A 12,608-nucleotide genomic window follows, 5' to 3' on the forward strand; every position below is an offset into this window, starting at 1 on the left:
GGCATACGTAGATAACGTCCTTTCTATCCAAATAGATTTATTCTTAATTATAACATATTAGTTTGAAAATTAAAAATACTTATAATAAAAAAACACCAGCTAAAATAGCTGGTGCATACGATAAATTATATAAGTTCAAATAAAAATGAGCGTAATTCTTCTGCAATTTCTTCAGTCATAGAAAATGCGTGCTCTAAGTAGCCTGGTTCGTTTAAATCGTCAGCACCGATGATTGCAAATTTATTGCGTTGCATATCAAGGACAATTGTTTTACCGTAATGACGATCGGAGTATAATAGCGCTAAATCGTGACGCTCATTTTCTCCCATAAAGCTAACGAAACGAGTTTTTGTAGCGACAGTATCGTCGTACAGAAAGAAACGTTCTTCCATACACATGGCTCCTTTATTAAATATCTAAGTTTAAGTGTGGTTTATGATCTAAATGGTGATGCGTTTTAATGAATCGTACTGTTCTTGTTTTGTAACGCATTACGATAGAGTATGTTTCAGCTAAATCTCCACCAAGGAATTTAACACCGTCTAATAACTCACCAGCAGATACACCAGTTGCTGAGAAGATTGCATCATCCCCAGATACTAAGTCATCTAACATAAGAAGTTGACGAGGATCTTCTAATCCCATTTCACGACAACGAGCTTCTTCTTCTTCGTTCATTGGAACTAAACGAGCTTGCATTTCACCTTCAAGGCATTTTAATGCTGCTGCAGAAATAACACCTTCTGGAGCTCCGCCAATACCTACGAATAAGTCGATACCCGTTCCAGGTAGTGCTGTTGCGATTGACGCACCAACATCACCGTCACCAAATAATTTTACGCGTGCACCTTTTGCACGAACACGGTCAATAATATCTTGATGACGTTCACGTTCTTGAACGATAACTGTTAGATCGCGAATCTTTTTATTGTTAGCTTCTGCTACAATTTCAATTGTTTTTTCAATTGGATCATCTAAGCTAATTTTACCAGCTGCTTTTGGACCAACCGCGATTTTTTCCATGTACATATCAGGAGCATGAAGAAGGTTCCCTTTGTCTGCGATTGCAATAACTGCCATTGCATTTGCAAGACCTTTTGCAACGATGTTTGTACCTTCTAATGGATCAACGGCGATGTCTACTTCTGGACCGTTACCTGTTCCTAGTTCTTCACCAATATACAACATCGGTGCTTCATCAAGTTCTCCTTCACCAATTACAACTGTACCTGCCATGTTTACTGAATCGAACATATCACGCATTGCTGTAGTTGCTGCATCATCTGCTTCATTTTTCTTTCCGCGGCCCATCCACTGTGCGGATGCTAAGGCTGCTGCTTCTGTTACACGGACAATTTCTAGTGCGAGTTCACGTTCCAAGATTCCATTCCTCCAATTTCAAAAATCATACAAATATAACTATAACAAATAACGGAGAAAAGGTGAATTCGAAAAATTGTCGATTTTTTCAGAAGAAAGCGTTACAATTAAAATGTAAATGCTTTAATTTCCAGGTAGGTGACATTCATGTATTTTGTAGACAGAAAGAAAATAGAACAAATGCTAGTATGTTTAGAACGAGCAACAAGTACATTTCAAGAGAAAAAGATATATGAAACCGAGTTTGAATTTTACGCATTAGAGCGCATAGCCCATCTTATTATTGATTGTGTATTAGATGCCGGGAATGCGATGATTGATGGATTTATTATGCGCGATCCAGGAAGCTATGAAGATATTATTGATATTTTAATGGACGAGCGAGTGATAAGTGAAGAAGATGGACAAGGGATGAAAGAAATTATCCTTCTTCGAAAAATGCTTACGCAAGACTATATTCAAATGAATCATGATGAATTATATAAGACGATTCAAAAACATATTGCAGTGGTAGAGAAATACCCAGCAAATATTCGCAGTTATTTAGAAAAGGAATTAGGACCTGTATCTGCATTTGTACCAGAATAATTATGCTTATAAGATCCCCAGAGAATGCCTTTTGGGGATCTTATATTGTATGTGAGAAAGAAAAGGGAGAAGGGTGAAGTATGGGGGAAGCACGTACGACGAAAGACGAAATTGTACAATTGTTGAAAGTAAAGGGAGAGCACACGGTAGCTGAACTAGCTGACGTTTTAGAGATTACAGAAATGGCGATTCGAAGACATTTAAGTAATCTTGAGAAAGACGGACTCATTTATTCTAAGATGGTAAGGCAACATGTCGGAAGACCAACTTATTTGTATGGATTAAGTGAAAAGGGAGAAGATACATTCCCGAAAGAGTATAAGCAATTTGCGATTGATATGCTAGAAGATTTAGCTCGAATGGGTGATGAAAAAATACTTCGTTACGTTTTAAAAGAGAGAACGAAGCGAATGGAAGAACAGTTACAAAAGAGAGTGAGTAATCAAAAGAATTTAGCATATAAAGTGCAAGAGATAGCAGCTATGCAAGAGAAAAACGGTTATATGGTTCAAATAAAGAGAGATGGAGAGAATTCTTTCGTAATTGAAAAACAAAACTGTCCGTTAAAGGAAATTGCAGAGAGATTCCCGCAAGTATGTGAAGATGAAAAAGAGATGTATAAGCGTTTATTTGCAGGAGCAGATGTAAAGACGTTAGCAAATATGTGTGAGGGCGATTGTAGTTGTTCTTACCAAGTAAAAGAGAAAAAATGAACGTTATGGGGCGCTTTTAGGTAAAGCGTTTTTTTCTTTGGAAAAAGCGGGTAATATAAGAGTGGTATGATAAGGTGAGAACGTTAGCATAGAAGGAGAGACATAATCGATGTATAAAGGTTACTTAATTGACTTAGACGGTACGATGTATCGCGGGGAAGAACAAATTGAAGAGGCAAGCGACTTCGTAAAAGCATTAGGAGAGCGCGGCATTCCTTATTTATTCGTTACGAATAACTCAACGCGTAAACCAGAACAAGTGGCAGAAAAACTTGTTCGTTTCGATATTCCAGCGAAAGCAGAGCAAGTATTCACAACGAGTATGGCGACTGCGAACTTCATTTATGAACGTAAACAAGACGCAACTGTATATATGATTGGTGAAGAAGGCTTGCATGATGCACTTGTGGAAAAAGGATTTGAACTTGCGGATGAAAATCCTGATTTCGTTGTTGTTGGTTTAGATCGTGACATCACATATGAAAAATTAGCAAAAGCGTGTCTTGCTGTGCGTAACGGCGCAACGTTTATTTCTACAAATGGGGACATTGCCATTCCAACTGAGCGCGGATTATTACCAGGTAACGGTTCATTAACATCAGTTGTAGCAGTATCGACAGGTGTGGATCCAATCTTTATCGGAAAACCAGAATCAATCATTATGGAACAAGCTTTAAAAGTGCTTGGCATAGAAAAAAATGAAGCATTAATGGTTGGGGATAACTACGATACAGACATTTTAGCGGGAGTAAATGCTGGCATGCATACCCTTCTTGTCCACACTGGAGTCACAACTGTGGAGAAGTTAACAGAATATGAAGTACAACCAACGCAAGTTGTGCATAACTTGACGGAGTGGATTGAGAAGATGTAATGAAGAAAGCTGTTCCAAACTTTGGAACAGCTTTTTTTCTGATATTTGCGGGCAGCCCGATTGGTGTGGGCTAACATTCAGTTGTGACTAGTGTCGATTTTTGTCGGTAAGTCGATATATTTGAAAAATCGCCGATATAATCTGAGTTGCGCCGATATATTTAGAAAATCGCTGATATAATATGAGTTGCGCTGATATATTTAGAAAATCACTGATATAATTTTATTAGAACGCACGATTCACAACGTCTTTAACCTCTTCAAGATATTGTTTACGCACACTGTCATCCACAGAAGGAACACTTGTATAGAATGTATGCTCAATTGTTTCAATGCCTGTAAATTCAAAAATACCAACATCCGCTGTTTTCTTCATCGCATCAAACATGCCGCCTGCTGTGTATGCTTCTTTCGTATTGCCCATTGTAGATAATAACAATCCTTTTTTACCGCTTAATAACTTTTCAATACCGTTTTCACCGTAAGCATAAGCAAATCCATGGCTAAACACACGGTCAACGTATCCTTTTAAAATAGCAGGAAGTCCCGCCCACCAAACTGGATAAATAAATGTAATGCTATCAGCCCAAGAGATATGCTCTTGTTCTTCTTTAATATCTTCTGGTGTATTTCCTTTAGAAAATGAGATGAAATCGGAAGCGCCTAATACTGGATTAAAGTTTAATTCGTATAGATCGCGAACGCGTACTTCGTGACCTTTTTCTTCTAATTCACTTTTTACCGTTTCTAAAATCGCATGGTTGAAGCTTTCTGTATTCGGGTGTGCATAAACGATTACATGTTTCATTTTTCTTCCTCCTATTTGTGGATATGTGAATAGTTATTTGTATATCTGTAACTATTATGGTTACTGTTTTTGTAGAAGTCAAGTAATACATATGTATGTATAAAAAGACGCCCGAAAATCGCCTTTTTATACCCCGCTCATACAAAGTACAAAGAAGACAAATAAAATAATGACAAGCCCGATGCCGAAATTAAATACGAGAGTGCTATCCATATATGTAGCCTCCTTGTTTGAAAGTAAAAAGCACTCTAGTTAAGAGTGCTTTTTTATTTTGAATCTACTTTATAACTTTTAGAAAGTGATTCATGCGTGTAATGATTTACATTATTTTATGTATTTATACTTTGAAATGAGTAAGTCCTTGTTGGATATAGAAAAAAAGACACTCGTTGGAGTGTCTTTTAAGATGACAAAATGTGCCAATTGCTTGAGGTTGATAAGACGCTAATTTCCGTGTTAACGCCTTTTCTTTAATCAAGAAGTGTAGCAACAGCGATTCAAATAGATTGTACCATTTGTTTAATTGTGGTGCGTATGCAATTGTGCATATTATGATCATGAGGTAGGTAATGAACTGTGAATAATTTGAAGTGATTTATTTACGATTTCTTCTGCGGCATATATGCCGATTGCGTCTGTTTTTAAAATATGAGGTTGTAAGTTATCATGCATTGCCCCTAACTCACCATGAAGTGGTGCGAAGGCATGGTTCGCCTTTTCAAGCATGCATAAATCAAGTAAAGAATCCCCAGCTGTAATAATCGTATCTATTTGCAAAATTTCTTTTATATATTGCACGGCGTCCCATTTGTTAATTGGTTTTGGTACAAAGTATAGCTTTCTACCTTGAAGTGAATGATTCCAGCCTTGTTTGTCTAACCAGGAAGTGAAAGATGATAATTCATCATAAGGAATGTTCTCCCGTTTAATAATGCAATAATGGAATAGATCATCGGCTGTTTTTTGTGATATAACCCAATCTTTATGAGCTATTTGTCCAAATTCCTTTAGTATGTCGTTTCTCTCTATACATTCAACCGATAGTCTTTCTTTTACTGTCCTGTTCCAAGTACCATCTTGTTTCCCGTTATGAAGGATATTACCGCCATTACTTGTAATGGCGTATTCGGGAATGATTTCGTCTTGGAATAAACCAATCCGCTGAAACTGCTCAATAGTTCTTGTTGTAACTGGGATGAAATGTGAGTGCAGTTGTAATTTTTTTAGTAGTGAAATGGTTTTATGTGATATAAAAGAAATTTCTTTCCCATCTAAAGTTTCAATGAGTTGAATTGATTCATCTTCTATAGGGGCACGAAACGATTTCCGGGAATAAATAAGCGTCTGATCAAGATCACTGGCGAAAATCATATCGTTTTCCTCCTAAGGGGCTTAATGAGCCCGCAACATGAATAAGCCATATTTTCATAGATTTCAATAGGGACATTCTTTTCTTTAGCGAGAAGTAAAATATGCTTTAAATCGGGATTGCTTTGCTTCCGTATTAAAATTTTCCATGGTATTCTCCGGAGTAATACGCGAGTTGTTTCACCGACTCCTGGTTTGATTAAGTTAATATCGTCAATTTCAAAGTGACTTTGGATAGACTGTATATCTTTTAATCCTTGCCAAGAGGGAGCAGTGTAAGTTGAAGTAATATAAAGTAATTGATTATCTATATGAGAATGAACAGAAGGGAATAAATCTGTTACCTCATCAATGAATAAATTTGATAAGTCTTCTTGTTCTAGCTCTTTATAATATTTAACACCATGAAAATCATTTGGACCGATATAGGTGTCATTTAGTACAGTGCGGCTAATGAGTCCAGAGACTGTTGCATTTAAGCAAGCGCTAGGAATAAGAAAATCTTCACGTGTACCGTAAATTGAAGTACAGTAACCGGGATCAGCAAGCACAGCCATACAATGAGAAATGTGTGTATTATTTCGTTCGTTAAATGTGTGTACTGCATATTCTAATTCTTTTTTTATTGCACCTTTTCCAGTCCACCCATCAATGAATTGAATTGTTTCTTTAGGGTGATGTTCCAAAATATAATGGAGTGCATTTTCATCAATACCGCGTCCGCGAACAATAGAAATACAATAGTGAGGTACATCAAGGTTGTATTGATAGCGTATGTAGCGTTTGATAAGAATGCCAATAGGTGTACCAGCACGAGCTAATGAAACGAGGACAAGGTTAGTTCCTTTAGTTTGTATAATCTGTTCGGCGACAACTCCAACAGCGATGGCTAGTTTGTGTTTGTATTGTTGCAGGGAAGAAAAGAATAAATCCATATACGCTTTAGAGGGTTTATATTCCATTGGTAACATTTCGGAATAATGTGTGCCAGCTTGAATTGCTTGTTCTCTAGTTTCCGTGGAACTTTCTTTCATTAAATCACTAATATCTTTTAATAGAAAAATAGCATCATTTGGATTGTAACTACTAATATGAGAATTTACTTTTACCATAATTATCAACCTTCCTTTTCTATGCTATTTGAAAATGAGACGATATGAATAAAAGGAATAACTGTTTGTAACTGCTGTAGAAGAGGAGATAGGGCTTCTTCCCCTAAATCACGCTCAATGAAAACAAATACTTCATCGTAATCATGAGGTGAAATATTATAAAAGTAATTTGTTATAGTAGGATCTTCAGGACTTGGATATGAGAAATGATTATGAATGGCGTAGTTCACATCATTTGAAACAGGATGGATAGGGCTTCTTGTTGTAGATTGATATAAAATATTTTCACCCATTTCAGCAGCAATTTTCATTGGTATATACATAAATTCACCCGTTCCGAGACAGAGTGTTCGTTTTCCCATTCTTTCTCTTTTTAAAGTTTTTCCTGCTTCTTGGGCGAAAGAATGAATGTGCTTTTGTTCATATGCTGAAATGCCAAATCGCCCAGTATATTTTATATAATTTGATGTATAGGGTGATTTTGGGCAGGTAAGGGTATGTTTTTTGAAATCAGGTTTTGTTTCTTCAATTTGAATCTCTGTTTTTGTAATATTTAATGGTTGGCCAGTTGTATGAATACTGCCTTCTAATAAAGAAATAACATGAACCTTAATTTGAAGTTCTTCTTCTAATTGTTTAAATTGTTTTCTATTAGTATGAGAACGCCAGTCTAACAAAGAAGCAATTATATATTCTTCTCGTGGGAATTTATTTTGAATAGATCTAATAATATTTAATGCTGTTTTTCCTGTTGTCATCTCATCATCTACGAGAACAATTGGATTGTTGTTTTGAAAAAAGCTTTCATCTACATAACAACGGTGTGATGTTGCATGAGAATGTTCTTCCTCAAATGTAATGACAGATTCTAGGTGGGGTATCGATTCCCTAGTTGTATGTACATACTTTGCATTTTGAAAGCATTGAAACATAGAATGACCAAGTGATGTCGCTGTTTCAGCGAATCCGATGAACAAAACTTCTTCTTGCAGAGGATATTGATAACGAAATACTTCCTCTGGGATTTCATCAATTTCTAATGAAATGAGATTTAAAATTTCTTTTTGAAATGGATGAGAAATATTATGTAGTATTTCCATATATCTTGCAGCGAGAGCAACTCCACTTGATAGAGAGACTGTAGGTTTAATAGGAAGATGCTTTCCAAGGATTGTACTCACAAATAAAAAACTACGTTTCTTATTTATTCTCGCAGCCATTTGAAAAAGATTGTCTAGCGCTAAATTATATGGATTATCACGTACTTCTACATGAACTTGTATATTATTTAAAACGTTATACGTGTTGCTTTGCTTTTGCAATAAGGAGATCGGTGAATTGTTTGTTTTCATGTAGCACCCCGTAAATATTAGATTTTAAAATGGTTTTGCGAGCCCAGCCATAATGAGGTTTTACTTCATTCATTTTGTTAGAAAAACTGCTTTTTAGCACTCCATTATACGTATCTGCATTTTGTAAAATTAATCTCGCATCTAAATAATCTTCCATTGTGACGATATGCATTGCCTGTACAACTTTAATATGAGATGGGTGAATAACTGTCTTTCCGATTAAGCCATTTGCATGGTCAAGTGATACCTCTTGAATAAGTCCTTCTTCATGATCATTAGAAAAATATTCCCATACACATCCTGAAATAATATATTCATTTGTTGCCCTTGAGAAAACGTTAATAATGTCTGAAATACAATCACGGACAACAGTAATATGATAGATAGGTGTGTATTTATTGCGCCGAATACTAAATATACTTGAAAAATCAGTAGCACCAATACGTACATTTAAGATGTAATCGTGATAAGAATCTAGTAAATCCTTTATTTGTAATAATGATTCTGCCCGTGTTTCCTTATACATAATTTCGGGTGATTCTAAAATCGGCATGCCATATAGCGATAATGAGTATAACTCGTTTATATATGCAAGCTGATCGATATAAGTCTTTCCGTTAATCGGTGTGAATTTTGGAAAGACAAAACCACATAAACAATGAACGGCACTACCTAATTCAGTAACAATTTTCTTCATTTGACTTGGCTGTCGAACTCTAATAAAAAGGAGTGGGATGTCTGCTTGATTTAGTATGTTGGCACTGACTAAGTTAGCGATTTGCTGTATTTGAACGACGATGTTTTGCTCTGCAAGTTTTACTTCCTCATCGCTGATAGCGTCCTCTAGACAAAGAATAATTGAGATAGCATCCACATGTTTCCTTCTAATTATATCTTCCGCAATCGTTTCTTTCGTGCCAGGAGTATATAGTGTAGCGCCTAGTGCGTAAGCTAGTTGTTCTTTTCCTATATTTTTTGAAAAACTAAGAGGTTCTTTATAGAAAAAATTTTGCCGTTCTTCTGAGGAGAGATAAGAAAAGTAATTCAAATTGTCACCACCTTATTTATAATGATTCTGTTTAATCGTAACATAATAAGAAAAATCTTCCATAAAAATGAAGCAAGAAATTAAAAAAATATATTGAGAAAGATGAATTATAAGATGAATATCGAATATTGTTAATAGAAATATAATAGGGGGAAAGAGAAAGTGGATATACATAAATTAACAGAGGTAGAAGCAAATGAGATAAATACTTGGACGTACGAGGAACCATATAATTTATATAGTTTTTCAGGCGAGAAAGAAGTAATGGAAGAGCTATTAGATGGAACGTATTATGGCTGTTGTGATGATCAAGGAGACCTCATCGGTTATTTTTGTTTTGGAGCAAATGCACAAGTACCAGGTGGAAGAGATGCTCATTTATATGGTGGAAGAGATGCTCATTTATATGGTGGAGAAGATGTGATTGATATTGGACTTGGCATGAAGCCGGCGTTAACCGGGAAAGGAATGGGGAAAGAATTCTTCCAAGCTGGAATAGCGTTTGCCACGAAAGAGTTTAATGCAAAAATGTTTCGATTAAGCGTAGCGACATTTAATACAAGAGCGATTACGTTATATAAAAATATCGGATTTAAGCAAGGGCCTATTTTTTTGAGTCGCGGAAGAGAATTTATGCTGATGGAATATGAAAGACCGTCAGCATGAACCTGACGGCCTAGAAAACACTATTATTCTGAGTGCTCAGCTCGGTGCGCTAAACGGCTTGAAGCAGCGGCAGCGATTCCGCCAACGATATCATCAAGGAACGTGTGCACCTTTCCAGTTGATTTATCATTTAAGTATTCTAAAATACCAGGTTTTAATTTATCAATATATCCAAAGTTCGTGAAACCGATAGAGCCGTACACATTCACGATAGAAAGTGCGATAACTTCATCAATTCCGTATAAGCCTTCATCACGTTTTACAATATCTTGTAACGGTTCACTTAGCATTCCCTTTTCAGCAAGGACATCAAGCTCGATACCAGTAATCAGTGCGTTTTGTACTTCACGTTTTGATAGTACACGTTCTACATTGTAACGGCATTCTGACATCTCTAAATTTGGATGATATTTTTTTTGAAGAAAATGAACAAGTTCAGCAATATCGTCAATTGTTACACCGCGTTCTTGTAATAGTTTTAATGCTCTTTCTTGTAGTTGATTTGATTCTTTCATGTTTATCACCTTTTTTTCTTTTTAGTATTTGTATACGTTTCGTTGCTTTATCATGTGCATAGGAATGAAAGGCGAGCACAAGCTCATATATATAAAGAAAAACCATAGGTGGCGACTGCGATGATTCAGCATATTTATGAGCATTATCACATGCATGTTAAAGAATTAATCCCCCTTGGCCCCTATAAAAGCTTTTGGATTCGCAACAAAATTTATGTACTTGTTCCAATTGGAGAAATGGAGGAAGAAGTACTTGTAGAGATGAAAAAGCTCAGTGATTATATGAACCAGCAAGGGGATATAACTGTAGCGACTTTCGTTCCGACTATACACGGCTACTATGTAAGTGAGATAGAAGAACAAAATTATTGCTTATTAAAAGGTATGCGCACGTTAGAACGACATGCTATGTCATTAGGAAGTGAGCTTTCTATATTCCATAAACGAGGTGCATTCTTTCCAGAAGAAATTGAGCAATTAAGCCGAATTGGTGAATGGAAAGCGTTATGGGAAAAAAGGCTCGATCAATTAGAAAAGTTTTGGCAATCACAAGTGATGAACCACCCTTCAGATGTATTCGATCAATTGTTTATTGAATCCTTCCCGTATTACTTAGGAGTTGCAGAAAATGCCATTCAATATGTTGTCGATACAGAAATGGATGATACGCCGCAACTAACGGATGCAGCAACAATTTGCCAAGAACGATTCACACCTTTATTATGGCATCAAACGAAGCGTCTCAAACTTCCTTTTGATTGGGTGTATGATCACCCGAGTCGAGATATTGCAGAATGGATCCGCCATATGACGATAGAAAAAAAGAAAGACTGGGAGCAAACAATCGTTCAATTTGTTACGGATTATGAACGGAATTATTCGCTATCCTCATTTGGCTGGCGCTTATTATTTGCAAGGCTCCTGTTCCCGCTGCACTATTTTGAAACGGTCGAACGATATTACCAAACTGGAAACGAAGAACAAAAAAGCATATATAGAGATCGCTTAGAAGCCATTTTACACGATGTGAACCGCTCAGAGCAATTTATGAAGCATTTTTATGGTTCGCTTCGTTTACCAGTAGATAAGCTTGGGATTAGAAAATTAGATTGGTTATCTTAAAAATATAAAAAAGAGACCGAGTGAGGTCTCTTTTTTATATACCACAATTTTATGTAATACATTATGCCCCTACCTGCTGATCTGTACATATATTTAAAACGAATTGATGCTTTTCGAGCTTTTCATTTACTTTACCCAATAATTCTTGCTGGATTTCTTTAAATAAAAATTGATAGCTTGTATTCCACGTTGGTATAGCGGATGAAAGGCCTAATAAATACTCTTTTTTCTTTTCTAGTTCTTGAATTGTTAAAAAAGTGTTCCCCATTTTTGGCATGTGTCGTCCCCCTATGTTTTTTACTTTATATGTGTGAACGATTCACTATATAGTATTAATTATCGCATTTTTTGAGAGGGATTTCCAATTTTGTTTTATGATGTTAACGGATAAATGTGATTTGAATAAAAAAAGGAGACCAAATTTGGTCTCCTTTTAGCAAGTGACTTTGAACGAGCCGCTTCCGCTTTTAGATTAATATCCAGCTCCAGCGGCTAAAATGTTCGGTGGCTTCGCTTCTTCCGCTGAGGCAAAAAACGCCTCTATGTCAGAAGCTCCATCCCCCTCACATTTTGAACGAGCCGCTTCCGCTTTTAATTAAAATACTTGTTCTACTTCGATAACGCCTGGTACTTCTTCAAGTAACGCGCGCTCGATACCAGCTTTTAGTGTGATTGTAGAACTTGGGCAGCTTCCGCATGCACCCATAAGGCGTAGTTTTACGATACCTTCTTCAATGTCTACTAATTCAACGTCTCCGCCATCGCGAAGTAAGAATGGACGTAATTTATCTAATACTTCTAATACTTGTTCTTGCATATGTGGGTTTTCCATTTTTATCGACTCCTTTCATCAGTTTTATTATAATCAAGATAGAGGGGAAAATCTATTTTTTCTCTTCTTGTTTTATTGTCGAAATTTTGTATCGTGTTTTTTCAGTATAGGGGTATGGAATCATGCCCATCAACTTAAAAGTGTTAACTATCCCCAAAAGTAAAAAATGCCATCCTTTCTTTATATTCGTGATAGAATATAAAGAAATTGAATGTTTTTTCTTAATATTAG

At 36.1% G+C, this 12,608-nt stretch carries 15 protein-coding genes; 5 read left to right on the forward strand and 10 right to left on the reverse strand.

Features of this window, described 5'->3' with window-relative positions:
* Positions 1-125 precede the first annotated feature (125 nt).
* Entirely contained in the window at positions 126-392 is a 267-nt protein-coding gene (locus ACS2CR_RS22295; protein WP_000392606.1) for a DUF3055 domain-containing protein, read from the reverse strand.
* A 16-nt stretch (positions 393-408) separates the two neighbouring features.
* Positions 409-1,380, reverse strand: a complete 972-nt coding sequence (gene glpX, locus ACS2CR_RS22300; protein ID WP_000439090.1) for a class II fructose-bisphosphatase — start codon at positions 1,378-1,380, stop codon at positions 409-411.
* A gap of 147 nt (positions 1,381-1,527) precedes the next feature.
* Here glpX and ACS2CR_RS22305 point away from each other — a divergent pair, with 147 nt between their 5' ends.
* The 3 genes from ACS2CR_RS22305 (at position 1,528) to ACS2CR_RS22315 (ending at position 3,555) form a co-directional block, all read left to right on the forward strand.
* Positions 1,528-1,968: a DUF86 domain-containing protein gene (locus tag ACS2CR_RS22305; RefSeq protein WP_000273999.1), complete on the forward strand. Its 441-nt coding sequence runs from the start codon at positions 1,528-1,530 to the stop codon at positions 1,966-1,968.
* An 80-nt stretch (positions 1,969-2,048) separates the two neighbouring features.
* Entirely contained in the window at positions 2,049-2,681 is a 633-nt protein-coding gene (locus ACS2CR_RS22310; protein WP_000503346.1) for a helix-turn-helix transcriptional regulator, read from the forward strand.
* A 109-nt stretch (positions 2,682-2,790) separates the two neighbouring features.
* Positions 2,791-3,555 (forward strand): TIGR01457 family HAD-type hydrolase, encoded by a 765-nt coding sequence (locus ACS2CR_RS22315; protein ID WP_000276463.1) that lies wholly within the window; start codon positions 2,791-2,793, stop codon positions 3,553-3,555.
* 225 nt (positions 3,556-3,780) lie between these two features.
* On the opposite strand, the gene ACS2CR_RS22320 is transcribed toward ACS2CR_RS22315, so the two are convergent.
* The 5 genes from ACS2CR_RS22320 to ACS2CR_RS22340 form a co-directional block, all read right to left on the reverse strand.
* Positions 3,781-4,362: an NAD(P)H-dependent oxidoreductase gene (locus tag ACS2CR_RS22320; protein WP_053514371.1), complete on the reverse strand. Its 582-nt coding sequence runs from the start codon at positions 4,360-4,362 to the stop codon at positions 3,781-3,783.
* 555 nt (positions 4,363-4,917) lie between these two features.
* A complete protein-coding gene (locus ACS2CR_RS22325) occupies positions 4,918-5,733 on the reverse strand; it encodes an HAD family hydrolase (protein WP_053514372.1) in 816 nt (271 codons plus the stop codon).
* Positions 5,730-6,842 carry a cysteine protease StiP family protein gene (locus ACS2CR_RS22330; protein WP_016110890.1) on the reverse strand — a complete coding sequence of 371 codons (1,113 nt, stop codon included), beginning with the start codon at positions 6,840-6,842 and terminating at the stop codon, positions 5,730-5,732. The genes ACS2CR_RS22325 and ACS2CR_RS22330 overlap by 4 nt, the downstream gene beginning before the upstream one ends.
* A gap of 5 nt (positions 6,843-6,847) precedes the next feature.
* Positions 6,848-8,194 carry a phosphoribosyltransferase family protein gene (locus ACS2CR_RS22335; protein WP_053514373.1) on the reverse strand — a complete coding sequence of 449 codons (1,347 nt, stop codon included), beginning with the start codon at positions 8,192-8,194 and terminating at the stop codon, positions 6,848-6,850.
* The gene (locus tag ACS2CR_RS22340; RefSeq protein ID WP_001106090.1) at positions 8,139-9,242 is read right to left on the reverse strand and encodes an HpcH/HpaI aldolase/citrate lyase family protein; all 1,104 of its coding nucleotides are present in this window, start codon (positions 9,240-9,242) and stop codon (positions 8,139-8,141) included. Before ACS2CR_RS22340 ends, ACS2CR_RS22335 begins: the two co-directional genes overlap by 56 nt.
* 162 nt (positions 9,243-9,404) lie before the next feature.
* On the opposite strand from ACS2CR_RS22340, the gene ACS2CR_RS22345 reads away from it, so the two are divergent.
* On the forward strand, positions 9,405-9,908 hold the full coding sequence (locus tag ACS2CR_RS22345; RefSeq protein WP_053514374.1) for a GNAT family N-acetyltransferase: 504 nt from the start codon (positions 9,405-9,407) through the stop codon (positions 9,906-9,908).
* Between the two features lie 23 nt (positions 9,909-9,931).
* Here the strand turns inward: ACS2CR_RS22345 and ACS2CR_RS22350 are convergent, their stop codons facing one another.
* Entirely contained in the window at positions 9,932-10,423 is a 492-nt protein-coding gene (locus ACS2CR_RS22350) for a phosphatidylglycerophosphatase A family protein (RefSeq protein WP_000665094.1), read from the reverse strand.
* Between the two features lie 120 nt (positions 10,424-10,543).
* Here ACS2CR_RS22350 and yutH point away from each other — a divergent pair, with 120 nt between their 5' ends.
* The gene (gene yutH, locus ACS2CR_RS22355) at positions 10,544-11,545 is read left to right on the forward strand and encodes a spore coat putative kinase YutH (RefSeq protein WP_000614218.1); all 1,002 of its coding nucleotides are present in this window, start codon (positions 10,544-10,546) and stop codon (positions 11,543-11,545) included.
* Between the two features lie 61 nt (positions 11,546-11,606).
* Here yutH and ACS2CR_RS22360 read toward each other — a convergent pair whose 3' ends face one another.
* Complete coding sequence (locus ACS2CR_RS22360; RefSeq protein WP_001125494.1) at positions 11,607-11,822, reverse strand: hypothetical protein; 216 nt, start codon at positions 11,820-11,822, stop codon at positions 11,607-11,609.
* 318 nt (positions 11,823-12,140) lie between these two features.
* Complete coding sequence (locus ACS2CR_RS22365; RefSeq protein ID WP_000431159.1) at positions 12,141-12,377, reverse strand: NifU family protein; 237 nt, start codon at positions 12,375-12,377, stop codon at positions 12,141-12,143.
* Between the last annotated feature and the right edge of the window lie 231 nt (positions 12,378-12,608).

Origin of the sequence: Bacillus cereus group sp. BceL291 (assembly GCF_051776705.1) — a bacterium.
In the GTDB taxonomy this organism is placed as follows: domain Bacteria; phylum Bacillota; class Bacilli; order Bacillales; family Bacillaceae_G; genus Bacillus_A; species Bacillus_A cereus.

What these genes read in the sequence shown, in the direction of transcription:
- yutH (WP_000614218.1), top strand. Translation starts at nt 10,544, where the DNA reads ATGATTCAGCATATTTATGAGCATTATCACATGCATGTTAAAGAATTA.
- ACS2CR_RS22350 (WP_000665094.1), bottom strand. Translation starts at nt 10,423, where the DNA reads ATGAAAGAATCAAATCAACTACAAGAAAGAGCATTAAAACTATTACAA.
- ACS2CR_RS22335 (WP_053514373.1), bottom strand. Translation starts at nt 8,194, where the DNA reads ATGAAAACAAACAATTCACCGATCTCCTTATTGCAAAAGCAAAGCAAC.
- ACS2CR_RS22325 (WP_053514372.1), bottom strand. Translation starts at nt 5,733, where the DNA reads ATGATTTTCGCCAGTGATCTTGATCAGACGCTTATTTATTCCCGGAAA.
- ACS2CR_RS22365 (WP_000431159.1), bottom strand. Translation starts at nt 12,377, where the DNA reads ATGGAAAACCCACATATGCAAGAACAAGTATTAGAAGTATTAGATAAA.
- ACS2CR_RS22360 (WP_001125494.1), bottom strand. Translation starts at nt 11,822, where the DNA reads ATGCCAAAAATGGGGAACACTTTTTTAACAATTCAAGAACTAGAAAAG.
- ACS2CR_RS22310 (WP_000503346.1), top strand. Translation starts at nt 2,049, where the DNA reads ATGGGGGAAGCACGTACGACGAAAGACGAAATTGTACAATTGTTGAAA.
- ACS2CR_RS22305 (WP_000273999.1), top strand. Translation starts at nt 1,528, where the DNA reads ATGTATTTTGTAGACAGAAAGAAAATAGAACAAATGCTAGTATGTTTA.
- ACS2CR_RS22295 (WP_000392606.1), bottom strand. Translation starts at nt 392, where the DNA reads ATGGAAGAACGTTTCTTTCTGTACGACGATACTGTCGCTACAAAAACT.
- ACS2CR_RS22330 (WP_016110890.1), bottom strand. Translation starts at nt 6,842, where the DNA reads ATGGTAAAAGTAAATTCTCATATTAGTAGTTACAATCCAAATGATGCT.
- ACS2CR_RS22315 (WP_000276463.1), top strand. Translation starts at nt 2,791, where the DNA reads ATGTATAAAGGTTACTTAATTGACTTAGACGGTACGATGTATCGCGGG.
- ACS2CR_RS22320 (WP_053514371.1), bottom strand. Translation starts at nt 4,362, where the DNA reads ATGAAACATGTAATCGTTTATGCACACCCGAATACAGAAAGCTTCAAC.